This is a genomic window from Mesorhizobium sp. BR1-1-4 (genome assembly GCF_020165375.1).
Taxonomy (GTDB): Bacteria; Pseudomonadota; Alphaproteobacteria; order Rhizobiales; family Rhizobiaceae; genus Mesorhizobium; species Mesorhizobium australicum.
This window is the reverse complement of record NZ_JAIUIB010000003.1, coordinates 98,356-122,241: the sequence shown is the minus strand read 5'-3', so window position 1 is coordinate 122,241 and position 23,886 is coordinate 98,356. Positions and strand designations below refer to the sequence as shown.

The following is a 23,886-nucleotide window of genomic DNA, read 5'->3' as shown; positions in this document are numbered from 1 at the left end:
GAGGTTTTTGCTGATATATTTTCAGCACCGGAAAACCAGAATGGCTGTTGACGCAATCCCGAACGGAACCGCTACGCGGTTTTCCTGCGATGGCTTTAGCGGACTCTCATCATTACTCGGCTGCCGCGGGACGGTGAGGCCAGGCTGCCTGTCCGGCCTTGGCATCCGCCGGCTCGAAAGCCGGCGACCATCGCGTGCGGGTGACCGGCAGCCTCGCCAGCTTGAAGAAGCTGAAATACATCAGGAATGAACCCATGATGTAGGGGTTGAGTATCTCGACCTCGACGAAGGAGCGGATGAGCAGCAGCACCATCACGCCGATCAGAACCACCGATTCGGCCTGCCATGTCTTGAAGACCACCGCCGCGATGTGGCCGAGGAGCGTGCGCAGCATGATCAGCGATATCAGCACCGCCCCGGTGAAGCCGAGTTCGACAAGGGCTTCGACATAGGTGTTGTGGAAATGGAAGCCGGTGCGGGTGCTGATGTAGAATTCGTTCCACAGCCGCTCCGCCTCGGCAAAGCCCTGCACCCAATAGGCGGCATAGCCGACGCCAAGGATCGGCGATCGCATCGCGGCGTTCCAGCCCTGCTCCCACAGATAAGTCCGCCCGGTGAGCGTCGAATCCTTGCCGAAGATGCCAAGCACGAAGTCCATGAGCCCGAGATTGAGGGCGACGATGGCCACCACGACGATCATGCCGGCGCCGACCAGGAAGATCACCCGGCGGTAGCGTCGCGACAAAAGCTTGCTCATCGCAAGAAGCGCCACCAGCGCCAGAACCGCCGGTATCGAGGCCATCGAGGTGGCGGAATGCGAGACGACCAGCACATAGGCCGACAACAGCACGACCGGCACGGTCAGCATGAAACTCAGCCGGCCACGCCGAAGGAAAGCAAGGAACACGACCGAGAAATAGATGCCGAGCGAGCCGACGAAGCCGATCTGGTTCTTGGAGGCGAAGGCGCCGACGAAATTATAGGTGCCGTCGAGGACGTCCTCGGAATAGGCGCCGACTTTCAGCGAATAGAGCAGGACGAAGAATATGCCGACCAGGGCGCCTATTGTCAGGGTGCGCACGCTGACGGTGCGTGCGGCGACATAGGCGCAGGCGATATGGGACAAGTACTGGACCGCCGTTCTGGCGGTGACGCCGGGCGCCTGCGACCAGAATATGGAAAAGCAGACATAGGCCGCGAAGAGCAGCGGCAGCCAGGCGCTGGACAGTTGCCGCAGGAAACGCCGGTAGTCGACCAGGATAAGCGGAAGCCAGACGGCATAATAGGCCAGGATCAGCACCTGGCCGAAAATGACGGAATAGGAGAACGCCCAGATCGAAACGGCAACGGCAAAGCTGCCATAGACCGAATTCTTCTCGGAATCGACGAGCAGGGATTTGGGAATTTTCATCTCACGGTCCCGTCGACACGACCCAGGACCGGCAGGCCGCAAACCAGCCGGCATATCCGCAAACAGGGTCGTACAAGAAACGGCGCCTCCATTGTGCAGTGCAATATAACCTATCGCACCCCGTGCTCAATGGCAAATCCGGTCACCTTGTCTTACAGCGCGGCGATCGCCGAGAGATCTCGGCCGTGGACGGGCCAATCGGTCATGTGCTCCGACTGCCCATCAGGAACGAGGCGCGTCCCTTGAGGTTTCCTTAGTCCATGCGCATGCCTATATCGGCCTCGCCGTGGTGGGTATGGTGGAAGCGCTGCGCGACCAACTCGAATGAACGGCGCCATAATCCGGCCGATTGGCCCAGACGATCCGGCCGCATGCCGGCTTGAACTCGGTCGGCGGTCACCTCACAGTCCCAGGACCGGCCAGCACGCGGGGCGCCTTCAGCCAACATGAACAGGGGGAACACATGCCAATGAATTTCGCGGGGCGCTTCTCAGGCCGGTCGGCGGTCATCACCGGGGGCGCCTCGGGCATCGGACTGGCGGTCGCGCAGAGGATCGTCGACGAAGGCGGGCGCGTCTGCGTCTGGGATCGCGATCCCGCACAGATCGAACAGGCGAAAGCCATTGTTCCCGGCCTGCGTGGAGTGACGTTGGACGTTGCGGATGCGGCAAGTGTGGAGGTCGCCGCACGATCGACGATCGACGCCTTCGGCGCGGTCGACATACTGGTCACCAGTGCGGCCATCACCGGCCCCAACATGACCACCTGGTCCTATTCGGTCGAGGACTGGCGTGGGGTCATCGACATCAACATCAACGGCGTCTTCTACTGCAACAAGGCGCTGGTGCCACACATGCTCGAGCGCAACTATGGCCGCATCGTCAACATTGCCTCGATCGCCGGCAAGGAAGGCAATCCCAACGCTTCCGCCTACAGCACCTCGAAGGCGGCGGTGATCGGCCTGACCAAGTCGCTCGGCAAGGAACTCGCCAAAACCAAGGTGACGGTCAACTGCGTGACGCCAGCCGCCGTGCGCACCGCGATCTTCAAGCAGATGAAGCAGGAGCACATCGATTTCATGCTCTCCAAGATACCGATGGCGCGGTTCGGCGAGGTCGAGGAAGTGGCGGCGCTGATCTCATGGATCGCTTCGGAGGAATGCTCGTTCACCACGGCCGCTGTGTTCGACGTCTCGGGCGGCCGCGCCACCTACTGATGCACTACAAATCCGCGTGAGCGGGCAACGAATATGCCCTCGCCGGCGTATAGTCGGTGATGGAAGGTGTAGAAACGGCAGACATTTCAGACAGTTCCCCGGGGCTGACCTTCCGCTGCGACCTCTGCGTCCAGGGCGAGGAATTCCCCCACTTCTGGGAACATACGGTCGGCAGCGGCCACGCGACGCTCGCCCTGCGCGCGGACTGGCAGGCGCAGATGCGCCGGGCGCATGACGAACTCGGCTTTCGCCATGTCCGTTTTCATGGGCTGCTCGATGACGACATGGGCACGCTCATCGACCAGGACGACCAGCCGCTCTATTCGTTCTTCAATGCCGATCAGATCTTCGATTTCCTGCTGTCGATCGGCATGCGCCCCTTCGTCGAGCTGAGTTTCACGCCGACAATGCTGTCGTCGTCCGGAAAGATCGTCTTCCGCTATCGCGCCAATGTCAGCGCGCCGAAGGACTACGACCAGTGGTCGACGCTGATTTCGAAGCTCGTCGCTCACTGGGTTGATCGCTACGGCCTCGACGAGGTGCGGCAATGGTTCTTCGAGGTCTGGAATGAACCCAATCTCGAGGCGTTCGGCAGCGGCAAACAGGAGGACTATTTCAAGCTGTATGCCTACACGGCTAGAGCTATCAAATCCGTCGACACGCAGTTGAAGGTCGGCGGACCAGCCACAGCCGACAATGCCTGGGTCGATGAGTTCATCGCATACTGTGGCCAGAACGGCCTTCCCGCGGACTTCGTCAGCACGCACCATTATCCGACCGATGCCTTCGGCCAGCCTGGCGACGACACCGAAGCCCAGCTCTCGAAAAGCATGCGAAGCGTCCTGCGCGAGGAGGCGCGCACCGCGCGACGGCAGGCAGGCGACCGTCCGCTCTACTACACCGAATGGTGCACATCGTCGAACCCGCGCGATCCCATGCACGACGAGCCCTATGCCGCCGCCTTCATCGTCAAGACGGTCATGGAGGCGAGAGGGCTGGTTCAGGGCTACAGCTACTGGACCTTTTCGGATATTTTCGAAGAGAATTATTTTCCATCCCTGCCCTTTCATGGTGGTTTCGGCCTGATGAACCTTCACGGCGTAGCCAAACCGGCTTACCGTGCCTTCGAAATGCTGCATGGCCTTGGAACCGAAATCCTCTCGACTCAAGGCAATCATCCCACCGTCGACAGTTGGTGTGTGCGCGACGGAAATTCGTTGACCGTGCTGATTTCCAACTTCGCCTTGCCGCGGCATCCGGTCGCGAACGAGACCGTGCAGATTCAACTTGAGAATGCACGGCGGCCCGACATGGTAACCATCCGACGCGTCGATGCGGTAAATGCCAACCCCAAGGCGCTATGGGTGACAATGGGAAGTCCCGATTACCTGAGCCGAGCAATGGTAGAGCATTTGCATGCGGCCTCGGCGATGCCGAAACAGCCGCAAGCGATCGCCTTCAACGGTCATACCCTTCTGTTCGATGTCACCGTACCTGCGCAGGGCGTTGCTGCCATCAGGCTGGAGTTTTTATCGATTGCTTAGAGCAGATCCCGCCGCGCTGGCCGATGACGAACTGCTGGACCGCTGTCAACGCGCCGCGTTCGGCTATTTCCTGGAGAACGTGAACCCCGACAACGGGCTGGTCGCCGACACGTCGCGGCCCAATTCGCCGTGCAGCATCGCCGTCGTCGGTTTTGCCCTGTCCTGCTATCCGATCGGCGTCGAACGTGGCTGGATAACGCGTGATGCGGCTGCCTGCCTGACCCTTGCGGCGCTACGCTTTTTCCAGACCAGCACGCAAGGCAGCGGTCACGACGTCACCGGCCACAAGGGTTTTTACTACCACTTTCTCGACATGCGGAGCGGCTTGCGCGTTTGGCGCTGCGAACTGTCGATGGTGGATACCGCCCTGCTGATCGCCGGCATGCTGGTGGCGAGCGCCTATTTTTCCGGCGACAATGACGACGAAGCCGAAATCCGCCATCTGGCCGAGGCGCTCTACAGGCGCGTCGACTGGCGATGGGCGCAAGGCAGCAGCCCGACGCTCCGCCAGGGCTGGAAGCCGAGGAGCGGCTTTCTGCATTATGGCTGGGAAGGCTATAACGAGGCGACGATCCTCTATGTGCTATCGATGGCTTCTCCGGACCGCCCGACCTCGGACGACAGCTACGAGGCCTGGACGGCGACCTATCAATGGGAAAACATCTACGGTCACGACGTGCTCTATGGCGGGCCGCTGTTCATGCACCAGTTCTCGCATGCCTGGATCGATTTCGCCGGCATCCGCGACGCTTTCATGCGGGAGAAGAATTCGGACTATTTCGAAAACAGCCGCCGCTCGACATACCTTCACCGCGACTACGCCCGGCACAACCCTTACGGCTTTGACGGCTATGGCGAGAATTTGTGGGGTCTTTCGGCCGGAGACGGACCGGGCGGCTTCCGCGCCAGCGTGGAGCGGCGGACCCACCGGTTTTCCGGCTATGCCGCGCGCGGCGCGCCTTTCGGACCGGATGACGGGACAATCGCACCATGGTCCTATCCGGCGTCGCTGCCTTTCGCGCCGGACATTTGCCTGGCGGCGCTGCGTCACCTCGTCGATCGTTACCCGGAGGTGCTCGAGAATTTCCGGCTGCCGAGCGGTTTCAATCCGACATTGGCCAACCGGCGCAAATTCGGCCGCAACGGCTGGGTGTCGGAAGGCCATTACGGGCTCGACCAGGGCATCGCGGTGATGATGATCGAAAACCACCGTTCCGGACTGATCTGGAAGCTGATGCGTTCCAATCCCCATATCCGTCGCGGCCTGGGCAAGGCGGGTTTCACCGGCGGATGGCTGTCGCGGCCGGTACCCGGAGGGCGCGATGTCGCGTGAACCGACGAGAGCCGCCGTCTTCCCTGTCGACAGCAATGACGTCGAACTGATCAGGGGCGCGCATCCCGCGCACTGGAAGAACCCGACCCCGAACGGCCCCTACAATCTCGTCGTCATCGGCGCCGGGCCGGCCGGGCTGACCGCCGCGCGTGACGCCGCGAGCCTTGGCGCGAAGGTCGCGCTGATCGAACGCGGGCTGATCGGTGGTGCCTGTGTCAATGTCGGCGGCATCCCGTCGAAGTCGATCATCCGCACGGCCAGGCTCTATGCCGATATGCGCGATGCCGAGAGCTTTGGCGGCGACCCGCCAGACCACCTTCGTGTCGACTTTCAACGGGCGATGACACGGATGCGGCAGATACGGCAGCGGATCAGCCGTGCCAATTCGTCCGTTTCCGTCGCAGCCGAGGGCATCGACCTCTATTTCGGCGAAGCGCGCTTCGCCGGACCGGACACCGTTGTGGTCGCGGACAGGACCCTGCATTTCAAGAAGGCATTGGTCGCGACGGGCGCGCATGCAAGCGGGCCCGCGATTCCGGGGCTTGCCGAGGCCGGTTATCTCGACAACGAGACCATGTACGACCTTACGCAATGCCCGCCTCGGCTCCTCGTCATCGGCGGCGGGCCGCTCGGCTGCGAGACGGCGCAGGCTTTCTGCCTGCTCGGCGCCAAGGTCATCCTGGCGCAGAGCGATCCGATGTTCCTGCCCGGCGAGGAGCGCGACGCCGCGCAGATCCTTTCGGATGCGCTGGCGCGCGAGGGGATCGAGGTGCGGCTGAACACCGAAGTGGTGGCGGTGCGGATGGAGGGCGAGAAGAAGGCCGCCGACCTGATGCGGGATGGCGACACGACGACGATTACGGTCGATGAGATCATCACTGGCGTCGGCCGTTCACCTAACGTCGATGGCCTGGGCCTCGATGAAGCCGGCGTGGCCTATGACGCCAGCGGCATCAAGGTCGACGATTATCTGCGATCCACCAACCCAAATGTCTACGCGGCGGGCGACGTCTGCCTCGAATACAAGTTCACCCACACCGCCGAGGCAACAGCGCGCATCGTCGTGCGCAATGCCCTGTTTCGCGGCCGCGAAAGGCTCAGCGAACTCGTTATCCCCTGGTGCACCTATACCGATCCGGAGATCGCCCATGTCGGTCTCTATCCCCTGGAGGCGCGGCGCAACGGCATTCCGGTCAAGACCTATACGGTCCTGATGCACGATGTCGCCCGCGCCGTGATGGACGGCGAAGAGGAAGGGTTCGTCAAGATCCACGTCAGGGAGGGATCCGACCGCATCCTGGGAGCGACGGTCGTCGCCAGCCATGCCGGCGAGATGATCAATGCCGTGACCCTCGCTATCCGTTCGGGCATGGGATTGCATGCGTTGGCCGATGTCATCCATCCCTTCCCGACACAGGCGCAAGGCATCAAGATGGCGGGCGACGCTTACCGACGGACACGGTTCACTTCATTGCGCAGGCGCCTGGCGGCCCGCTGGCTGGCCTGGTCCAGGCGATAAGCCTTTGCGCTCGGTCCCAGCCGGATCCGCATTGCGACCGATCCGCAAGGCAAGCGCGCCGGGCATCAGACTGTGATCCAACGCTTGACGAAAGCACGGTTCGGCTAAACAAGTCGAAGCTGATTTCTGTGGCTGCGGGGGCCTCGTTAATGTCGTCCGAGAAAGAGCTTGCGCAACTCCTGGCGCGAAGCGTCGGGCGTCCGTCTTGAGCGCGCGGCCCGATGCCGACATGCCGGCGCGCGGCAGCGGGCGACGCGTGCTGATCGTGTGCCATGAGCCGGCGTTTCCGCCGACTTCCGGCGCGGATCTGCGCAACTATCGCAATGCCGTGGCGGCGGCCGCGTTCGGACCGGTCTGCCTGGCCTCGGTGCGGCCCAGGGCCATCGCCATGACGGCGCCCAATCCGCTGATCCGCACCGAGGCGCTGTCGATCGAGGGAGAGCCCCGGACGGCTTCCATCGGATGGTGGCGTATAAGGGAGGAGCATCGCATTTCGCGCGCGGCCCTGGCGCGGCTGGAAGCACTGATCCTCGAATTCCGCCCTGACACCGTGGTGGTCGAGAGCATCGGCCTGTTCAAGCTGCTGCGGCCTTTGCGATCGCTGGCAAAGCAGCTCATCCTCGACATGCACAATGTCGAGTCCGACTTGTCCGCGCAGATGAAACGCGCCGAAGCAACCGCATCGCGCCTTTCCGTTGCCGCATCGGTGCCTGGCATCAGGCATCTCGAAAGAAAGGCGCTCGCCCTTGTCGACAGGGTCTGGGTCTGCTCGAACGAGGATCGCGAGAAGCTGATGCGCTTTGGCGGGCGCGCGATGCCCATCGATGTCGTTCCCAATGGGATTCCCAACGTCGAGGCGATTCCCAATGTGCTGCCCCCGGAACCGTCGGCCAATAGCGGCTTTCCGGTGATCCTTTTCATCGGTCATCTCGGCTATCCTCCAAACGTCGACGCCGCCGTGCGATTGGCCCGGACCATATTGCCCCGCATCCGCCAGGCCTTGCCCGACGCGAAGCTGGTTCTCGCCGGACGCGGCCCGGAACCGGCCGTGCTGGCCCTGCGCGGGTTGCCCGATGTCGAGCTCGTTGAATATCCCGAAAGCGTGGGGCCGCTCCTGTCCAGCGCGCATCTCAGCATCATCCCGCTCAGGGCGGGCGGGGGCACGCGCATCAAGATTCTGGAGGCGATGGCCTGGGGGGTGCCGGTGATCGCGACACCGCTCGCGGCCGAGGGCCTGGGCCTGGTCGAGAACGACGAGGTGCTGCTGTCGGCCAGCGACGAAGGCCTGGCCGCCATGGCCATCCAACTTTCACTCGACGCCGGGCGCCGGGCAAGGCAGCGCGTGCGCGCCCACCAGGCCGCATGGGCAAGGTTTGGCCCGCAGGCGATCCGCGATGCCGTCCGTGCCGGGCTTGCCCTGGATAATGACGGCGATGACGACCAGCCGTCTCGGATCGCCCCATGAGCCGCCGATTATCCCGCCGATCCTGCACCGGGCGTGGAAGACGGACAGCATTCCCGAACGCTTCCAGGCCTATGCCGAGAGATGGAAGGGCCTTGGGGCCGCAATGTCCTACCGGTCCGTTCGCACACGCCACGCGGAGCCCGGTTGCCAGGGTCAGTCGTGCAGATCCCGCGCAATCGGCGGACCGACCGAAAATCCGGAGAACGTGACTTCGAAACCTTCACGCTGCGGCGAACAGCACATCAACCCGACATCGACCATCTTCGAGGTCGGGAAATAGGCGAGCCGCACCGGCTTCCAATGGCCGTCGGAAGCGTCCAAATACTGGACGCGGACCGCCTCGCCGTGGCGGGTCAGGCGGATCCTGACGCCGTCAGGGCCGGCGGCAATGGCCACCAACGACCAGTCCGAGGTGTCGTTGGTGACGACGACGGAGAAATAGGCAAGGCCATCGGTGTATTCGATGCCGGCCTTGATCCAGTGCGTTTCGCTCAGCCGGACCATCAGCCCGGCCTGGTCGTAAAGCACCTCGTAGTCGCCCTTGACGGTCACTTCGGCGGTGAAATCGCCCTCGACCCGCCGATACAGGAAATGGCCGTTGTCGCGCCAGAAGCCATAGAAGGTCTCACGCCAGAAATCGGTCTCCTTGCCGGTGCGCACGCGCACGCCATCACCTTCGATGGCATGGTGCGGCGGCGGGTTGAGCCAGGTCAGGTCCTGCAATGTCATCCCTTTGCACCGGTCCGTTTCCAGAGGAAGTGACGGTCCGCCGGCGGTCGGCCGGCGCGCCAGGTTATCCCGCGAACGTATAGGCGGTCTTTACCGTGGTGTAGAACTCCATGGCATAGCGGCCCTGTTCGCGCGGACCGAAGCTCGAGCCCTTGCGACCACCGAAAGGAACGTGGAAATCGACGCCCGCCGTCGGCAGGTTGACCATCACCATGCCGGCTTCGGAGTTGCGCTTGAAATGGGTGGCGTGCTTGAGGCTCGTGGTGCAGATGCCCGAGGTCAGGCCGAACGGCGTGTCGTTGGCAACGGCAAGCGCCTCGTCATAATCCTGGACGCGGATGACACTGGCGACGGGGCCGAAAATCTCCTCGCGCGAACTGCGCATGGCGTTGGTGGCCTCGGTCAGCAGCGCAGGCTTGAGATAGAAACCCGGCGTCTTGCGGTCGAGCCGTTCGCCGCCGAAAGCGAGCGTGGCGCCTTCGCGGACGCCGATGGCGATATAGTCCTCGTCCTGCTTGAGCTGGGTCGCGTCGACGACCGGGCCGATCTGGGTCTGCGCGTCGAGCGCGTCGCCGATCACCAGCTTTTCCATGCGCTCCTTGAGCGCGTCGACGAAACGGTCGTGGATGCCTTCGGTGACGATCAAACGCGACGAGGCCGTGCAGCGCTGGCCGGTCGAGAAGAAGGCGCCGTTCAGCGCGCAATCGACAGCCACCGCGAGATCGGCATCGTCGAGCACGACCAGCGGATTCTTGCCGCCCATTTCAAGCTGGAACTTGCGCATGTGCTCGACGCTTGCCGCCGCGACGCGCTTGCCGGTTCCCACCGAGCCGGTGAAGGAGATGGCGTTGACGTCGGGGCTGTCGAGCATCGCCTGGCCGACCACCGAGCCCTTGCCCATGACGAGGTTGAGCACGCCCTTGGGCAGGCCGGCGCGATGCAGGATGTCGACGATGGACCAGGCGCTTTCGGGAACGAGCTCGGCCGGTTTGAAGACGATGGTATTGCCGTGGGCCAGCGCCGGAGCGATCTTCCAGGCGGGAATGGCAATAGGGAAATTCCACGGTGTGATGATGCCGACCACGCCGACCGCTTCGCGCGTGATCTCGACGCCGACGCCCGGCCGCACGCTTGGCACCACCTCTCCCGACAGGCGCAATGTTTCGCCGGCAAAGAAATCGAATATCTGGGCGGCGCGGATCGTCTCGCCAATGCCCTCGGCCAGCGTCTTGCCTTCCTCACGCGCCAGATTGCGGCCGAGTTCGTCCTTGCGCGCCATGATCTCGTCGGCCGTCTTTTTCAGCACCGCATGGCGCGCCAGCGGACCGGAGCGGGACCACGCTGGAAACGCCGCCTTGGCCGCCGCTATCGCCTGGCCCGCCTGTTCGACCCCCGCCGAAGCATATTCGCCGACGACGTCGCCGGTATCCGAGGGGTTGATGTTGCGGGAGCCGGCATCGCCGACCCATTCACCATCGATGAGGTTTTTTCGAAACGCTGTCATGTCCTTGCCTTCCTGGCTGTTGGCCGCGCGGCGGCATCTGTCTGAAGTGGTATTTGCCAGACAATTGCCTTGCGGGAAAGCACGCACTGGGCCTGGAGACCGCGACAAAAATCCCCGGGCCTGCACTCACGCCTTCGCGGCAGCGGCGACGGAGCCGCGTCGCCAAGCAATCCGGCTAACATGGGCGGGCAGCGCTCCGGGTCAAGGCCGGATCGCCTGTACAGGCATGTCCACAATCTTGATTTGCCTGGTGTGGCGTGTCATGCGTCGTCAAGATGGCAGCAATCGAAACGACGATCCAGCGCGCCGGCGCCACCGGCAACGTCAAGGCTACCCGCGAAGACTGGCTGAAGCTGGCGCTTGAAACCCTGATCTCGGACGGCGTCGAACGCGTCCGTGTGCTGACGCTTGGCCAGCAACTCGATGTCTCGCGCTCGAGCTTTTACTGGTATTTCAAGAGCCGGCAGGATCTGCTCGACCAATTGTTGGACCACTGGCGGCAGACCAATACCCGATTCATCGTCGAGCGTGCCACACGCCCTTCCACGACTGTCATTCGCGGGGTGATGAGCATTTTCGAATGCTGGGTGGACGAAAAGCTGTTCGATCCCCGGCTGGATTTCGCCATCCGGGCATGGGCTCGCCGCTCCCCCACCATCCGGCGTGCGCTCGACGAGGCCGACGAAGAACGCGTCACTGCCATCCGCGGCATGTTCTTGCGTCATGGCTATGAGGAGGAAGACGCGTTCGTTCGCGCTCGCGTGCTCTATTTCATGCAGATCGGCTACTATTCGCTCGAACTCAATGAGCCGATGAGCAGTCGCCTGCCGCATGTTGCCGCGTATCTGCGCAGCTTCACCGGCCAGGAGCCTTCGGCTGCGGATGTCGAGGATTTTTCGCGCTACGTCGCGAAAGCGGTCTCCGGCGGCCAATAGCCGAAGACTCCGAACTCGTGATCCCAATAGCGCTTCGCCATGGAACGAAGAACCGGCGGCGATAGGATGGTAGGTTCCGGCTAAAGCGTAAACGACCAGAACAGGCAGGCTAGCGTGGCGGCGGCAAAGATCACGAAGAACAGGCTGCGCAGCAGCACGTTGCGGCGTAACTCGTTCATGACGAAGTGGCAACCGACGACCGCCACGGCAAACAGGAACCGCCAGTTCAACAACGCCAGAAGAGCGCTGCCCTGACCGAAAGCCCATCGGGCGAGCAGGCCGCCGACGATGGTGGCGAACAGCACAATGACAGTCCAGAAGATCGCATCGGCGGCATGGAGGAGGACGATACTGGCCGCGCGGATCGGCAGGATCATCATCAACAGCGCGCTGAAGAAGAAAATTGCCGCAAGCGGAATGAACGTTCCGGCGTCGGCGATGCCGTCGAGACGCTTGACGCCGATCGCCCCATAGGGATAGCCGTGACGGGCCACCGCAAGGCTCAGCGCCATGAGCAAGGCGGTCAAGACGGAGACGAGTGCGAAGGTCGTGAGGGCTTTGCTCATGGTGTTCCTGTCCCGAACGAATCAGACAGGAACCGGTGTAACCGATGGTCGTAAATTGCGCGTAAGCTTTCACCCGCCGCCGGCATCCGGAAGGGGATAACCGTCAGGGCAAAGCCACTCGGCGACGACCAGGTCGACCGCAGCCCGCGCCGCCCGCCTCCGGCAGATCAGCTCCAGGCGTGCAGCGGCGGATTCTCGCCGTTGAGGAAATATTTGCCGAGGATCGAATATTTCCAGCGCACCGGATCGTGCAGCGTGTGCGTGCGGGCGTTGCGCCAATGGCGATCGAGATTGTGCTCGGCCAGCGTCGAGCGCGTGCCGGCCAGTTCGAACAGCTTGTTCGTTGCCGCGATGGCGATTTCGGTCGACAGGATTTTTGCTTCCGCGGTGACGATCTGGGCATGCGCGACCGTTTCGGCTGTCGGCTCGGCCACCGCCTTGTCGATGGCATGGCCGGCCTTTTCGAGCAGCGCCTGCGCCGCGTGCAGGCGCAGCGTGAGGTCGCCGACAGCCTGGATGGTGTAGGGATCGTCCCAGGCATTGTCGAAGCCGCTGTCGATCCAGGCGCGGCTCCTGGTCCTGACAAAGTGAACCGTCTCGTCGATCGCCGCCTGGGCGATCCCGGTGTCCACCGCCACCTGGATTATCTGGAAGATGGCGCCGTCGGCGGTCGGCTTGTCGTAGCCCTTGTAGCCCGGCACCAGATACGTCTTCGGCACCTTGACGTTGTCGATGATGACGGTGCCGGAGAGCGTCGTGCGCTGGCCGAAGCTCGACCAGTCGTCGATAACGGTCAGGCCGGGCGCACCACGGTCGGCGATGGCATACCAGGCGCGACCTTCGTCATCGAGCGCCACGATCGGCACCAGATGGGCAAGCAGCGCGCCGGACGAATAGAATTTGCGGCCGTTGACGACGACATGGTCGCCGGCGTCGGTGAAGCGGGTCTCGAAATCGGCGGCGCGCTTCGAACCGAACTCGGAAAAGGCGTTGCCGAACCGGGTGCCCTTCAGCGCCTCGGTGAACAGCAGCTTCTGCTGTTCCACATCCGACACGGTGCGGATGGCCGCGATGACGCCGAGATGGTTCTGCGCGACCTGGCCGATTGAGGAATCGGCCGCCGAGATGATCTCGATCACCTTGACCAGCGTCGCATAGGACAGTTCCGGCCCGCCGAATTCCTTCGGCACATTGATCGACCACAGGCCGCTTTGGGAGAAGGCGTCGAGCTCGGCAACCGGCCAGATACGCTCGCGGTCGCGCGTGGACGCCCCCTTGACGAATTCGGCGGCGAGCGCATGGGCGATGGCGATCGCCTCCGCATCGTCCCTGATGATGTGTGCTGGTGCCGAGGGCCTTGCGACCGGCGGTACGGCGGCGGAAGCATGGTCTGTCTTGACGGTCGAGACGGTCATTTCATTGCTCCTTCAAATTTCGGTTCAGGCAACGGCGTGGAGACGGGATGGCTTGGCGGCGGGCGACGGCTGCTGGCCGAGATAGAGCGCCCTGATATCCTCGCGCTGGCGAAGATCGGCGGCCGCGCCGGACAGGACCGAGACGCCGTTTTCGAGCACAGTGGCGTGGTCGGCATAGCCAAGCGCGACCGCCGAGTTCTGCTCGGCGACCAGGATCGACAGACCGGTCTCGCGGTTGAGTTTTTTCAGCGTCTGAAAGATGTCTTGCACGATGAGCGGGGCAAGCCCCATCGAGGGCTCGTCGAGAACCAGCAGGCGCGGCCGCGACATCAGCGCGCGGCCGATGGCAGTCATCTGCTGTTCGCCACCGGAGGTGAGGCCGGACAATGTCCGGCGCTTTTCCCTGAGACGCGGAAAATAGGAATAAACCCGTTCGAGATCCGCGTTGATTTCGGCTCGGCGGCCGCTGCGGCCGATGCCGCCGGCGACCAGGTTTTCCTCGACGGTGAGGCTCTTGAAACAGTGACGGCCCTCCAGCACCTGGACCAGCCCGGCGCGTACGAGATCGCCCGGCTTGCGGCGCGAGACATCCGAGCCATCATAGCGGATGGAGCCGGCGTTGACCTGGCCGCGCTCTGCCGGCAGCAGGTTGGAGACGGCCTTCAACGTCGTGGTCTTGCCGGCGCCGTTGGCACCGAGCAGCGCCAGAATCCCACCCCGCCTGATCTCGAAGCTGACGCCATGCAGCGCCGTGATGGCGTTGATATAGGTGGCGTGGACCGCGTCCACGGCCAGGATGATGTCGTCGTTCGGCATGGCTGTTTCGGTGCTTTGCGGATGGGCCGGGCGCCGCGGATGGTGTCCACGGCACCCGGCCCGGAGATCAGTTGGTGGTCACGGCGTTGGCATCGTCGGCGGTGCGCAGCTTGATGCCCTTCTCGGCGGCATAGGCTTCGGCCGACTTCTCGATGATCGGCCGCAGCAGCGCCCAATCCGGCGCGATCCAGTCGGAAACGACGTTCCACTTCTTGCCGTCCCACTGCTGGAAGGTCACGTAGCCCTCGCCCTCGTGGTTGTCCCAGCTGACATTGATCGAGTGGAACAGGGCCTTGGCGCCGAGCGTCTCGACCTTGGCCGGGTCGAGCTTGAGGTGTTCGAAGCCCCAGCGGACTTCGTCGCCGGTCAGCGTGCGATGGCCGAACTTCTCCTGCGCGACGCGGATCGCCTCGACATTCAGGATGCCGTTGACGATGCCGAGATTGTGGTAGACAGAGCCGATGCGCGACTTGTCTTCGAGATTGCCCTTGCCGGCGCCGTAGACGGTCTTCACGATCTCCTGCACCACCGGATAGGTGTTGCCCGAGGCCTGGGTGGTGATGGCGGTGTAGCCCTTGGCGGCATCGCCGGCGGGGATGACGTCCTCTTCCGAATTCGACCAGACATTGCCGACGATGTGGTCGACGGGATAGCCGACCTTGACCGCTGTCTTCAGCGCCACCGGGTTCATCACGCCCCAGCCGCGCAGGACGACGAAAGCAGGCTTGGCGCGGCGGATGGTCAGCCATTGCGACTGCTGTTCGTTGCCGGGATGCGGCACCTCGATCTGCTGCACGGTGAAGCCATATTTCTGCGCCAGCAAATCATATATCGGGATGGTCTCCTTGCCGTAGGGCGAGCCGTGATAGAGCACGACGATCTTCTTGCCCTTGAGCTTGTCGATGCCGCCTTCCTTGGCGGCGATATAGTTCACGATGCCTGACGTCTCGCTGTAGGGGTTGAGCAGCAGCGGGAAGACGTAAGGGAAGACGCGCCCGTCGGTGGAGTCGGTGCGGCCATGGTTGACCGTGATCAGCGGCACCTTGTCGGCGGTGATACGGTCGATCATCGCATAGGCGATGCCCACTGAGAGCGGGTTCCAGGCAGCGGCACCCGCATGGCTCTTCTGCCGCTCGTAGCATTCGACGCCGCGCTCGACCTCATACTGGGTCTCACACTCGTCCCAGGTCAGCTTGACGCCGTTGACGCCGCCGTCGCGGATGTTGATGAGGTTGAGATAATCGATGAAGCCGCCGAAGAAGCCGGTGCCGCCGGCCGCGTAGGGTCCGACGCGATAGCTCTGCAGCGGGAAATATTGTTCGTCGGCATGAGCTGATGGCAAGGCCACCGACACGATCATCGCCGCGGACAAAGCCGCCGCCTTGATGGTGCTGAGGAAGGTCATGGCTAGGTACTCCCGGTATGGGCCGTCTTTGGTCCGGCCTCTGGTTCATCTTCGAATAGGATTCTGAGTGCGAGGGCTCAGGTCGATTGCCAAGCGAACAGGAGCCGTCTTCGGATCCTGTCCCACAGGGCCACCAGCCCGTCGGGTTCGAGGATCAGAAACAGGATGATGAGGACGCCGAGCACGATGCGCTGGCTCATGTCGAGCACGCCCGAATCGAAGACATCGCCAAGCAGGAAGCCGCCGAGGCGCGACAGTGCGAGCGGAAAGACCACGATCAGGGCGGCGCCGAAGAATGCGCCGCGGATCGAGGCGAGGCCGCCGATGATGATGATGAACATTATCTGGAACGAGCGGTCGAGATCGAAGCCATCCGGCTCTACGGTCCTGAGATAAGCGAACGCCCAGATGACACCGGCGACGCCTATGACGAAGGACGAGATGGCAAAGGCCAGAAGCTTGGTCTTCAAGACCGGGATGCCAATGATGCGGGCGGCGGTCTCGTTGTCGCGGATGGCGATGAAGTTTCGTCCCGTCTGCGACGATACCAGCCGATAGGCGAAGAAGGTCAGGATGACGACGATGGTCAGCGCAAAGAAATAGCGGCCGACGGGGCCATCGAGTGTGAAGCCTGAAAACGACAGCCTGGGCGCGTCGATGACGCCGGATGCAGAGTTGTTGGAAAACCAGCTGAACTTGGTCAGCGCCCATTGCACGAAGAACTGCGCGGCAAGCGTCGAAACCGCCAGATAAAAACCTTTCAGCCGCAGGCTCGGCAAGCCGAAGACGATGCCGATCGCGGCGGCCACGATGCCGGCGAGGAAAATGCTGCCGATCAGTGGCAGGCCTTCGACGCGCAGGTTGAAATTATAGGCGGCAAAGACGCCTGCCGCCATGAAAGCGGCGCTACCCAGCGAAACTTGGCCGGCATAGCCGGTCAGGATGTTGAGGCCGACACCGGCGAGGCTGAGTGCCAGGAACGGCAGCAGGATGGCCTCGAACAGGTAGCTCGAGCCGATCAGCGGCACGACGCCATAGGCGAAGGCGAGCAGGAGTACGGGGGCCACCCATTTCGGCAGCACCGTCACGGCGGAAAAGTCGCTTGTAGTCGCGGCCATGGCTCAGACCCTTTCGACGAGCTTCTGGCCGAACAGGCCGGAAGGACGGATCAGGAGGAAGACAAGCGCGACGACATAGGCGAACCAGCTCTCGATGCCGCCGCCGAAATAATCGCCGATATAGACCTCGGCGAGCTTCTCGCTGGCGCCGATCAGGAGCCCGCCGACAATGGCGCCAAGAATGGAATCGAAGCCGCCAAGCACCAGCACCGGCAGCGCCTTGAGCACCACCAGCGACAGCGAGAACTGCACCCCTAGGCGGGCGCCCCAGAGCAGCCCGGCGACCAGCGCGACCAGGCCGGCCGCCGCCCAGACGGTGGCCCAGATCAGTGGCAGACGCAGGCCAACCGCGAGTGCGGCGAACTGGTCGTCCGCGACGGCGCGGAAGGCGAGGCCGATGCGGGTGTAGCGGAAGAACAGCGACAGCAGGAGAACCATGCCGGCCGCGACCACCGCCGCAAAAATATCGAACTGGCTGATCAGCACGCCGCCGACTTCCAGCGGCACATCCTCGATGCCGAGGTCAAGACCATGGACCTGCGTGCCCCAGATCAGTTGGGCGGCGCCCTCGATGATGTAGGACAGGCCAAGCGTCGCCATGAACAGGGTGATCGGCGGCTTGTTGGTCAGCGGCCTCAGCACCGTGCGCTCGATGGCGATGCCGATCGCCACCATGATGGCGAACGTTGCCACCAACGCCAGTGCAAACGGAACACCGCTTTCGACAAGGCTGACGAAGGTAAGGGCGGCGAACAGCAGCATCGCGCCTTGGGCGAAGTTGAGCACGCCCGAGGTCTTGTAGATCAGCACGAAGCCGATCGCGACCAGCGAATACATGACGCCGGAGAGCAGCCCGCCGACGAGCACCTCGATGAAGAACTGATAGTCGAAGTCGGCGATCATATGCCCGCCCCGTCCTCATTGTCTGAGGCGACGCCCAGATAGGCTTCGATGACGCGCTGATCGTTGCGGACCTCGTCGGGCGTGCCGTCGGCGATCTTGCGGCCATGGTCGAGAACGGCGACACGGTCGGACAGGCCCATGACGACGCCGACATCGTGTTCGATCAGGACGACGGTGGTGGCAAAGCGGTCACGCGCGGCGCGCACGAAAGCAGCCATTTCGCTTTTCTCACCTGATGTCATGCCGGCCATCGGTTCGTCGAGCAGCAGCAGGCGCGGCTCCGCGACCAGCGCCCGGGCGAGTTCGACCCGCTTCCGCAGCCCGTAGGGCAGCGTGCCGGCAAGACGATCGCGCACGGCGGTGAGGTCCAGAAATTCGAGAATCTGATCGGCGCGGCTGCGTGTCTCACGTCGCTCGCCGCGCGATCGTCCGATGCCGAGCACCTGGCCGGCGAAGTTGGAACGGACCTTGTAGGCAAGGCCGGTGGCGACATTGTCGAGGACGCTCAGTCCCTTGAACAAAGCAAGGTTCTGGAAAGTCCGGGCGACGCCGAGATGCGCCAGCCGCTGCGTCGGCACCTGCGCATAGTCGATTCCGGCAAGCTGGACCTGGCCGCGATCCGGCCGGTAGACACCGCTGATGACATTGATCAGCGAGCTCTTGCCGGCGCCGTTCGGGCCGATAATGGCGCGGATTTCACCTGATCGAACAGACAGATCGATGTCGGCCAGCGCGACGACACCGCCGAACGACAGGCCGATGGCCTGGAGTGAAAGCATCGGAGATGTGGCCACCGCAGTGCCTGTTACCGGCACGGTATGGCCTTCGGACGGCTGCAGCGCCGAGGGCAGGCCGCGCGCGAAAACTTCCGGCGCATAGACCGAGGCTTCCATCACGCCTATGGCATAGCTGGGCAACGGCATTCCAATCGTCCTCGATTTCGCCCGCAGGCGCACGAATTCTCGATGCCGCCCGAAAAGATCGAGCGCGCTTGAAAACCTTCATTCGGGTGCTGGCCGGATTACCCGGCAGCCTTGGAGAGATGACTATTCCGCTGCCAGCGAAGCCGCCTGCCCGGCATCCTCCAGCTCGCGAACGAGCGGGATGACATGCTTGCCGAAATACTCGACCTCTTCCTGGAAATGCAGGAAGCCGAGCAGGATGAGATCGGCGCCGGCGCTCTTCAAATCGACGATGCGCTCGGCAACCTGTCTCGGTGTGCCGATCAGGTTGGAGCGAAAACCGTCATTGTACTGGACGAGGTCGTCGAAGGAGGACTTCGCCCAATTGCCCTCGCCTTCCGGCGAGGCCTTGCCGGCGTTCTTGACCTCGTGGCCGAAGGCGTTGACCGCTTCCGGATTGGCCTTGGCGATGATCTCGGCAAGCACCGCCTTGGCCTCGTCCTCGGTCTCGCGGACAATGGCGAAGGCGTTGACGCCGACCTTGACGGAATGATTGCTGGCCTTTGCCTTGGTCTTGAGATCATCGACCTGTTTGGCGATTTCGGCCGGCGTGTTGCCGTTGGTGAAATACCAGTCGGAGACGCGTGATGCCATGTCGCGTGCCGCGCGCGACGAGCCGCCCTGGAATATCTCGGGCAGCGGCCGCGGCGGCTTCGGTTTCAGCGAGTATTCGTTGAAGCGGTAGAAGTCGCCTCGGAAGGTGAAGCTGTCTTCAGTCCATATACCGCGCAGCGCACGGATGAATTCCTCGGAGCGACGGTAGCGCTCATCATGGTCGAGCCAATGCTCACCGATGGCGTGGAATTCGCCACGGAACCAGCCGGAGACGAGATTGATGGCGACACGGCCATTGGTCAGGTAGCTGATGGTGGCAATCTGCTTGGCCGCCAGCGCGGGATTCCAAGGGCCGGGCAGGATCGCGGCGATCACCTTCAGCGTCGTGGTGGCGGCCAGCAGGTCATGGCTGAATGCCACCGATTCATGCTGCTCGTCGGCGCCGTAGCCGGCGGTGAAACGGATCTGGCTCAGCGCGTAGTCGAAACCGGCCTTTTCGGCGATCTGTGCCAGCTTGCGGTTGTACTCGGCTGAATGGCTGGTGCGCTGCTCGATGTCGGAGATCACCAGGCCGCCCGAAACATTGGGCACCCAGTAGGCGAATTTGACCGCTTCGGTTCCTGCATGTGCCATGAATTGTCTCCCAGTCAGGCTGTTGATCGGTCCAGCCGCAGCCAGATGTCGGTATATTTATTATGTTTATGGAATTTATAGACAAAGGAGGATTTTCCGTTTTTGGCGCACTTGCGGGACGGAAATACCAATTTTGCCCAGCCATGCCGGCTTGCGGTTGTCAGCCCGCGACCGCAACGCCCCCGGCATTGGGGCCAACCGCTCCGCCTGAAGAAGATGTGTCGAGCAGCCCCGCGATCTCGGCCGAGACCCTTTGGGCATGGCGAGCGACCTCCGGCAGGCCCATGAGTTCGCCAAAGGTGCCTCGCGCCAGCGGACCGGCGACGAAAAGCCCGGCAACCGCCTTGTCATCGCCACCGACGGCGCGACTATCGAGGCCGGTCTCGATACCGAGCCCGTATGCGTCCGCCCTGATCAGACTGGCCTCAGTCAGGGAACGCAGCGCCGGATTTGACTGGAGCGCCTGCCCATGGGCCGGCCCTGTCGTGTTGATGACGGCATCGAAGCTTGCCGTCTCGATGTGCGTCTGTCCGCGCCGTTGGAAACTGACAGCGAGGCTGTCGCCCTCGTCGTTCGACGCGACAAGCCGGGCGGCAATGGTGTCGAATGTGCCGGCGGTCTGGCGGCGGTCGAGCACGGAAGCCACCTGCGGTGCGATCCTGAAGCGATGCACGTCCCAAAACACGCGCAGCTGGCGGACCAGCCTTGCCCGCTCTGGCGGAGCGAGGGCGGACCACAGCACCGGCCCTTGCATGCGCAATTGGTCAAAAACCGACTGCCAGTTGAGGTTGGCGGCTCGCGCCGCGGCCAGCGTGACGCGAATGTTCTTCAGCAGGCCAAGTGCGGATGTGGCCGGCACCGACGCAAAGTCGCCGAAGGGCTCATGTCTGATATCCGGGTGGCCGCGCGAACGCAGTCCGCGGCGCGACAGCGCCAGGATGCGGCCGCGATGACCCCGGCGGTCAAGCTCGGCCACCATGTCGGCCGAGGTCAGTCCGGAGCCGACGATCAGGACCGACGCCTCCGGCCCGATCCCGGCGAGTGCCGACGGCGCGTAGGGATCGGCGATGAAGCCAGGTGCTTCAGCCAACAGGGCAAGTGCTGCCGGGATGGCCGGCAGAGGATGAGTCGCGGCGAGCACGACGATGTCGGCCGCGACAGGTCCGGCTAAGGTCTGTACGGTCCAGCCCGCGCTGTTGGCTCGAACTACCCGGGTGGCCTGAGCTTCGACATGACGGATAGCGCCCGAGTCGAGCCAAGGTGCGAGCTGCTCGGCGACATAGCGACCGAACACCCGCCGGCGCGGAAATACGTCGCCGTTCTTCCACAGCGCATCCGGGTCCCGCTCGATTTCGCCGCTGCCGGCCAGCCAGCGCGCAAAATGCTGCTGGTCTTCGGGAACCATGCTCATCCGGACGGCCGGGACGTTGACGCGGTGCGACGGCTCTTCGCTGGAATAGGCAAGACCGCCGCCGAGCGCGGAACGCGGTTCGATCACCGAGATCGACAGGCGCTCCGGCCCATGCGCCCGCGCAAGATGCCAAGCGACCGCCGCGCCGGAAAAACCACCGCCGATTATGGCGACGCGCGATCGGCGGACCGGAGGCAGCGCGTTCACGAGGCGCTGGCGAGCGACTTCGGCCGATGGTCACCGGCAATGGTCTCGCCGAACGGCCCGGTATTGACCGACGACCCGGTCGACTTGACCGGATGATCGGTCGGCAGTTTCGGCAGCACCAGTTCGCCGAAGCGATAGGCTTCCTCCAGATGCGGGTAGCCGGACAGAATGAAGGTGTCGATGCCGAGGCGACGGTATTCATCGATGCGCTCGGCGATCGTATCCGGGTCGCCGACCAGTGCCGTTCCCGCACCGCCGCGCACCAGGCCGACGCCGGCCCATAGATTGGGCGCGATCTCGAGCTTGTCACGGTTGCCGCCATGCAGCGCGCTCATGCGCGCTTGGCCGACCGAATCCATGCGGCCGAACACTTTCTGCGCCGAAGCGATCGTCGCGTCGTCGAGCCGACTGATCAGGCTGTCGGCGGCGGCCCAGGCCCGTTCAGTGGTTTCACGGGTGATGACATGCAGACGAATGCCGAAGGAGAGTTTGCGGCCGGCCTTGTCGGCCAGTCCGCGCACGGCATCGAGCTTGCGTCCGACGTCGGCCGGGGGTTCGCCCCAGGTCAGATATTTGTCGACTTCCTGCGCCGCGACTGCCGATCCAGCATCCGATGAGCCACCGAAATAGAGCGGCGGATAGGGCGCCTGCACCGGCGGGAACAGCAACCTTCCGTCCTCGATGCGGAAATGCTTGCCCTGGTGCTCGACCGTCTCACCGCTCAGCACCCGTTTGTAGATCCGGAGGAATTCCTGCGTCACCTCATAGCGCTCGGCATGCGAGAGAAAGATCCCATCGCCCTTGTTTTCCAGCGGATCGCCGCCGGTGACGACATTGATCAGCAGGCGGCCGTTGGAGATGCGGTCGAGCGTGGCTGTCATGCGCGCGGCAAGCGTCGGCGACTGCAAGCCGGGCCGCACGGCGACGAGGAAACGCAGCCGCTCTGTCAGGGGCGCCAGCGCCGACGCAATCACCCAGGAATCCTCGCAGGCCCGGCCGGTCGGCAACAGCACGCCGTAATAGCCAAGCGTGTCGGCCGCTTTCGCCACTTGCGACAGATAGGGCAGATCGACGGCCCTGCCGCCCTCGGTCGTGCCGAGATAACGGCTGTCGCCATGCGTCGGCAGGAACCAGAGAACCTTGATGCGGTCAGGGACATCTTGGGTCATGCCTTGCCTCCTGTGGTTCGGTGGTAGCGGCCCGGCTCCGGCACGGTTGAGAGTAAACGCGGAAATGCTGGCATGGCGTGGTCCTGTGCAGGAAACAGATCGCCCATGCAGATTGCTTATTCTATAAATTCTGTAGAGTTTGTTTATTCTAAATCCGTGCACGCAATTGGAAATTCTTCCTCATGCCCGCCGCCTGCGAGCGGAGAGGGCCGGCTCGACCGCGTTGACGTTGTCCTTGCGCCGCCTTGGAAGGGTTGGCGGCCTCCTTCCAGGCGTCGAGTGACTTGGCCACCCCCTCCATTGTCGACAGGGACGCCTCCGCATTGGGTGCATTCCAATTTACGTTCCAATATACTCCGATCATTTCTGGTGAACGAACGCTGCGGATTTGCCATGGACCTTGACCCTTCGACCCTCAATCGGGCTTTGCCGCTGCGCGATCAGATCTATCAGAAGATCCGCAACCTGATCGTCGTCGGACAGATGAAGCCGGGGGAAGTGATCAACGAGGTGGCCATCGCCGAAGCGCTCGGCGTTTCGCGCACCCCGGTGCGGGAAGCGGTGAAGCGCATCAGCGACGAAGGCCTGGTCAATATCCTGGCGCAGACCGGCACCTATGTCGCGCCGATCAGCCGCGCCGACCTCGAGGAGGCCTACGTCATCCGGCGGGCGCTGGAAATGGAGAGCGCCAGGCGCGCGGCCATCAAGCTCACGCCGGCATCCGCCGAATTGCTGGAGGACAATATGGCGGCGCACAAGCTCGCCATCGCGCGCGGCCGATATGCCACCGCGATCCAACTCGACGATGTCTTTCATCGCACCATCGCCGAAATCTGCGGCCTGCCGATGATCTGGCGAGCGGTCGACATCTCCAAGGCGCAGATGGACCGCGGCCGCTATCTCGCCATTCCAAAGCCCGGCTATGGCGAACAGACGATCGAGCAGCACGAAACCATTCTCGATGCCCTGAAGCGGCACGATGCCGAGGGCGCCGCACAAGCGATGGAACACCACCTCGAAACCTCTTTCCGCAACACGCTCGAAGTCGCCGCGGACCTTCTCGGCTGAAG

Annotated in this window: 20 protein-coding genes; 7 read left to right on the top strand and 13 right to left on the bottom strand. The window is 63.3% G+C overall.

Going from position 1 to position 23,886, the window contains the following annotated elements:
* Positions 1 to 112 precede the first annotated feature (112 nt).
* Positions 113 to 1,411, bottom strand: coding sequence for an O-antigen ligase family protein (locus LB571_RS06905; protein WP_224593226.1), 1,299 nt, complete (start codon positions 1,409 to 1,411; stop codon positions 113 to 115).
* Positions 1,412 to 1,874: 463 nt separating this feature from the next.
* Between LB571_RS06905 and LB571_RS06900 the strand changes: the two genes are divergently transcribed.
* The 5 genes from LB571_RS06900 (at position 1,875) to LB571_RS06880 (ending at position 8,488) form a co-directional block, all read left to right on the top strand.
* Positions 1,875 to 2,627 (top strand): SDR family NAD(P)-dependent oxidoreductase, encoded by a 753-nt coding sequence (locus LB571_RS06900; protein ID WP_015314235.1) that lies wholly within the window; start codon positions 1,875 to 1,877, stop codon positions 2,625 to 2,627.
* Between the two features lie 59 nt (positions 2,628 to 2,686).
* Positions 2,687 to 4,171, top strand: coding sequence for a GH39 family glycosyl hydrolase (locus LB571_RS06895; protein WP_224593837.1), 1,485 nt, complete (start codon positions 2,687 to 2,689; stop codon positions 4,169 to 4,171).
* Positions 4,164 to 5,504 (top strand): glucoamylase family protein, encoded by a 1,341-nt coding sequence (locus LB571_RS06890; RefSeq protein ID WP_224593225.1) that lies wholly within the window; start codon positions 4,164 to 4,166, stop codon positions 5,502 to 5,504. Before LB571_RS06895 ends, LB571_RS06890 begins: the two co-directional genes overlap by 8 nt.
* A complete protein-coding gene (locus LB571_RS06885; protein WP_224593223.1) occupies positions 5,494 to 7,023 on the top strand; it encodes a mercuric reductase in 1,530 nt (509 codons plus the stop codon). Before LB571_RS06890 ends, LB571_RS06885 begins: the two co-directional genes overlap by 11 nt.
* 205 nt (positions 7,024 to 7,228) lie before the next feature.
* Entirely contained in the window at positions 7,229 to 8,488 is a 1,260-nt protein-coding gene (locus LB571_RS06880) for a glycosyltransferase family 4 protein (protein WP_224593221.1), read from the top strand.
* Positions 8,489 to 8,641: 153 nt separating this feature from the next.
* Here the strand turns inward: LB571_RS06880 and LB571_RS06875 are convergent, their stop codons facing one another.
* Together LB571_RS06875 and LB571_RS06870 are read right to left on the bottom strand one after the other, a co-directional pair.
* Positions 8,642 to 9,217, bottom strand: coding sequence for a DUF1349 domain-containing protein (locus tag LB571_RS06875; protein ID WP_140614951.1), 576 nt, complete (start codon positions 9,215 to 9,217; stop codon positions 8,642 to 8,644).
* A gap of 64 nt (positions 9,218 to 9,281) precedes the next feature.
* Positions 9,282 to 10,721, bottom strand: coding sequence for an aldehyde dehydrogenase family protein (locus tag LB571_RS06870; RefSeq protein ID WP_224593220.1), 1,440 nt, complete (start codon positions 10,719 to 10,721; stop codon positions 9,282 to 9,284).
* A 275-nt stretch (positions 10,722 to 10,996) separates the two neighbouring features.
* On the opposite strand from LB571_RS06870, the gene LB571_RS06865 reads away from it, so the two are divergent.
* Positions 10,997 to 11,656 carry a TetR/AcrR family transcriptional regulator gene (locus LB571_RS06865; protein ID WP_224593218.1) on the top strand — a complete coding sequence of 220 codons (660 nt, stop codon included), beginning with the start codon at positions 10,997 to 10,999 and terminating at the stop codon, positions 11,654 to 11,656.
* An 80-nt stretch (positions 11,657 to 11,736) separates the two neighbouring features.
* Here LB571_RS06865 and LB571_RS06860 read toward each other — a convergent pair whose 3' ends face one another.
* From LB571_RS06860 to ssuD, 10 genes are all read right to left on the bottom strand, one after another.
* Positions 11,737 to 12,222, bottom strand: a complete 486-nt coding sequence (locus LB571_RS06860; RefSeq protein WP_015314243.1) for a hypothetical protein — start codon at positions 12,220 to 12,222, stop codon at positions 11,737 to 11,739.
* A gap of 167 nt (positions 12,223 to 12,389) precedes the next feature.
* Positions 12,390 to 13,637 carry an SfnB family sulfur acquisition oxidoreductase gene (locus LB571_RS06855; RefSeq protein ID WP_140614959.1) on the bottom strand — a complete coding sequence of 416 codons (1,248 nt, stop codon included), beginning with the start codon at positions 13,635 to 13,637 and terminating at the stop codon, positions 12,390 to 12,392.
* Between the two features lie 24 nt (positions 13,638 to 13,661).
* Positions 13,662 to 14,453 carry an ABC transporter ATP-binding protein gene (locus LB571_RS06850; protein ID WP_140614961.1) on the bottom strand — a complete coding sequence of 264 codons (792 nt, stop codon included), beginning with the start codon at positions 14,451 to 14,453 and terminating at the stop codon, positions 13,662 to 13,664.
* A 67-nt stretch (positions 14,454 to 14,520) separates the two neighbouring features.
* The gene (locus LB571_RS06845; RefSeq protein WP_224593216.1) at positions 14,521 to 15,858 is read right to left on the bottom strand and encodes an ABC transporter substrate-binding protein; all 1,338 of its coding nucleotides are present in this window, start codon (positions 15,856 to 15,858) and stop codon (positions 14,521 to 14,523) included.
* Positions 15,859 to 15,935: 77 nt separating this feature from the next.
* The gene (locus LB571_RS06840; RefSeq protein ID WP_224593214.1) at positions 15,936 to 16,976 is read right to left on the bottom strand and encodes a branched-chain amino acid ABC transporter permease; all 1,041 of its coding nucleotides are present in this window, start codon (positions 16,974 to 16,976) and stop codon (positions 15,936 to 15,938) included.
* A 3-nt stretch (positions 16,977 to 16,979) separates the two neighbouring features.
* A complete protein-coding gene (locus LB571_RS06835) occupies positions 16,980 to 17,879 on the bottom strand; it encodes a branched-chain amino acid ABC transporter permease (protein WP_224593211.1) in 900 nt (299 codons plus the stop codon).
* The gene (locus LB571_RS06830; protein ID WP_224593208.1) at positions 17,876 to 18,802 is read right to left on the bottom strand and encodes an ABC transporter ATP-binding protein; all 927 of its coding nucleotides are present in this window, start codon (positions 18,800 to 18,802) and stop codon (positions 17,876 to 17,878) included. Before LB571_RS06830 ends, LB571_RS06835 begins: the two co-directional genes overlap by 4 nt.
* A 123-nt stretch (positions 18,803 to 18,925) precedes the next feature.
* Positions 18,926 to 20,029, bottom strand: coding sequence for a dimethylsulfone monooxygenase SfnG (sfnG, locus tag LB571_RS06825; protein ID WP_224593205.1), 1,104 nt, complete (start codon positions 20,027 to 20,029; stop codon positions 18,926 to 18,928).
* A 160-nt stretch (positions 20,030 to 20,189) separates the two neighbouring features.
* On the bottom strand, positions 20,190 to 21,647 hold the full coding sequence (locus LB571_RS06820) for an FAD/NAD(P)-binding protein (protein ID WP_224593202.1): 1,458 nt from the start codon (positions 21,645 to 21,647) through the stop codon (positions 20,190 to 20,192).
* Positions 21,644 to 22,816 (bottom strand): FMNH2-dependent alkanesulfonate monooxygenase, encoded by a 1,173-nt coding sequence (gene ssuD / locus LB571_RS06815; RefSeq protein WP_224524154.1) that lies wholly within the window; start codon positions 22,814 to 22,816, stop codon positions 21,644 to 21,646. The genes LB571_RS06820 and ssuD overlap by 4 nt, the downstream gene beginning before the upstream one ends.
* Before the next feature lie 393 nt (positions 22,817 to 23,209).
* On the opposite strand from ssuD, the gene LB571_RS06810 reads away from it, so the two are divergent.
* Entirely contained in the window at positions 23,210 to 23,884 is a 675-nt protein-coding gene (locus LB571_RS06810; protein WP_140614973.1) for a GntR family transcriptional regulator, read from the top strand.
* Positions 23,885 to 23,886: the final 2 nt, after the last annotated feature.

Excerpts from the sequence above, each read along its gene's own strand:
- LB571_RS06905 (WP_224593226.1), bottom strand. The coding sequence starts at position 1,411 with ATGAAAATTCCCAAATCCCTGCTCGTCGATTCCGAGAAGAATTCGGTC.
- LB571_RS06900 (WP_015314235.1), top strand. The coding sequence starts at position 1,875 with ATGCCAATGAATTTCGCGGGGCGCTTCTCAGGCCGGTCGGCGGTCATC.
- LB571_RS06895 (WP_224593837.1), top strand. The coding sequence starts at position 2,687 with ATGGAAGGTGTAGAAACGGCAGACATTTCAGACAGTTCCCCGGGGCTG.
- LB571_RS06885 (WP_224593223.1), top strand. The coding sequence starts at position 5,494 with ATGTCGCGTGAACCGACGAGAGCCGCCGTCTTCCCTGTCGACAGCAAT.
- LB571_RS06875 (WP_140614951.1), bottom strand. The coding sequence starts at position 9,217 with ATGACATTGCAGGACCTGACCTGGCTCAACCCGCCGCCGCACCATGCC.
- LB571_RS06870 (WP_224593220.1), bottom strand. The coding sequence starts at position 10,721 with ATGACAGCGTTTCGAAAAAACCTCATCGATGGTGAATGGGTCGGCGAT.
- LB571_RS06865 (WP_224593218.1), top strand. The coding sequence starts at position 10,997 with ATGGCAGCAATCGAAACGACGATCCAGCGCGCCGGCGCCACCGGCAAC.
- LB571_RS06860 (WP_015314243.1), bottom strand. The coding sequence starts at position 12,222 with ATGAGCAAAGCCCTCACGACCTTCGCACTCGTCTCCGTCTTGACCGCC.
- LB571_RS06855 (WP_140614959.1), bottom strand. The coding sequence starts at position 13,637 with ATGACCGTCTCGACCGTCAAGACAGACCATGCTTCCGCCGCCGTACCG.
- LB571_RS06850 (WP_140614961.1), bottom strand. The coding sequence starts at position 14,453 with ATGCCGAACGACGACATCATCCTGGCCGTGGACGCGGTCCACGCCACC.
- LB571_RS06845 (WP_224593216.1), bottom strand. The coding sequence starts at position 15,858 with ATGACCTTCCTCAGCACCATCAAGGCGGCGGCTTTGTCCGCGGCGATG.
- LB571_RS06840 (WP_224593214.1), bottom strand. The coding sequence starts at position 16,976 with ATGGCCGCGACTACAAGCGACTTTTCCGCCGTGACGGTGCTGCCGAAA.
- LB571_RS06835 (WP_224593211.1), bottom strand. The coding sequence starts at position 17,879 with ATGATCGCCGACTTCGACTATCAGTTCTTCATCGAGGTGCTCGTCGGC.
- LB571_RS06830 (WP_224593208.1), bottom strand. The coding sequence starts at position 18,802 with ATGCCGTTGCCCAGCTATGCCATAGGCGTGATGGAAGCCTCGGTCTAT.
- sfnG (WP_224593205.1), bottom strand. The coding sequence starts at position 20,029 with ATGGCACATGCAGGAACCGAAGCGGTCAAATTCGCCTACTGGGTGCCC.
- ssuD (WP_224524154.1), bottom strand. The coding sequence starts at position 22,816 with ATGACCCAAGATGTCCCTGACCGCATCAAGGTTCTCTGGTTCCTGCCG.
- LB571_RS06810 (WP_140614973.1), top strand. The coding sequence starts at position 23,210 with ATGGACCTTGACCCTTCGACCCTCAATCGGGCTTTGCCGCTGCGCGAT.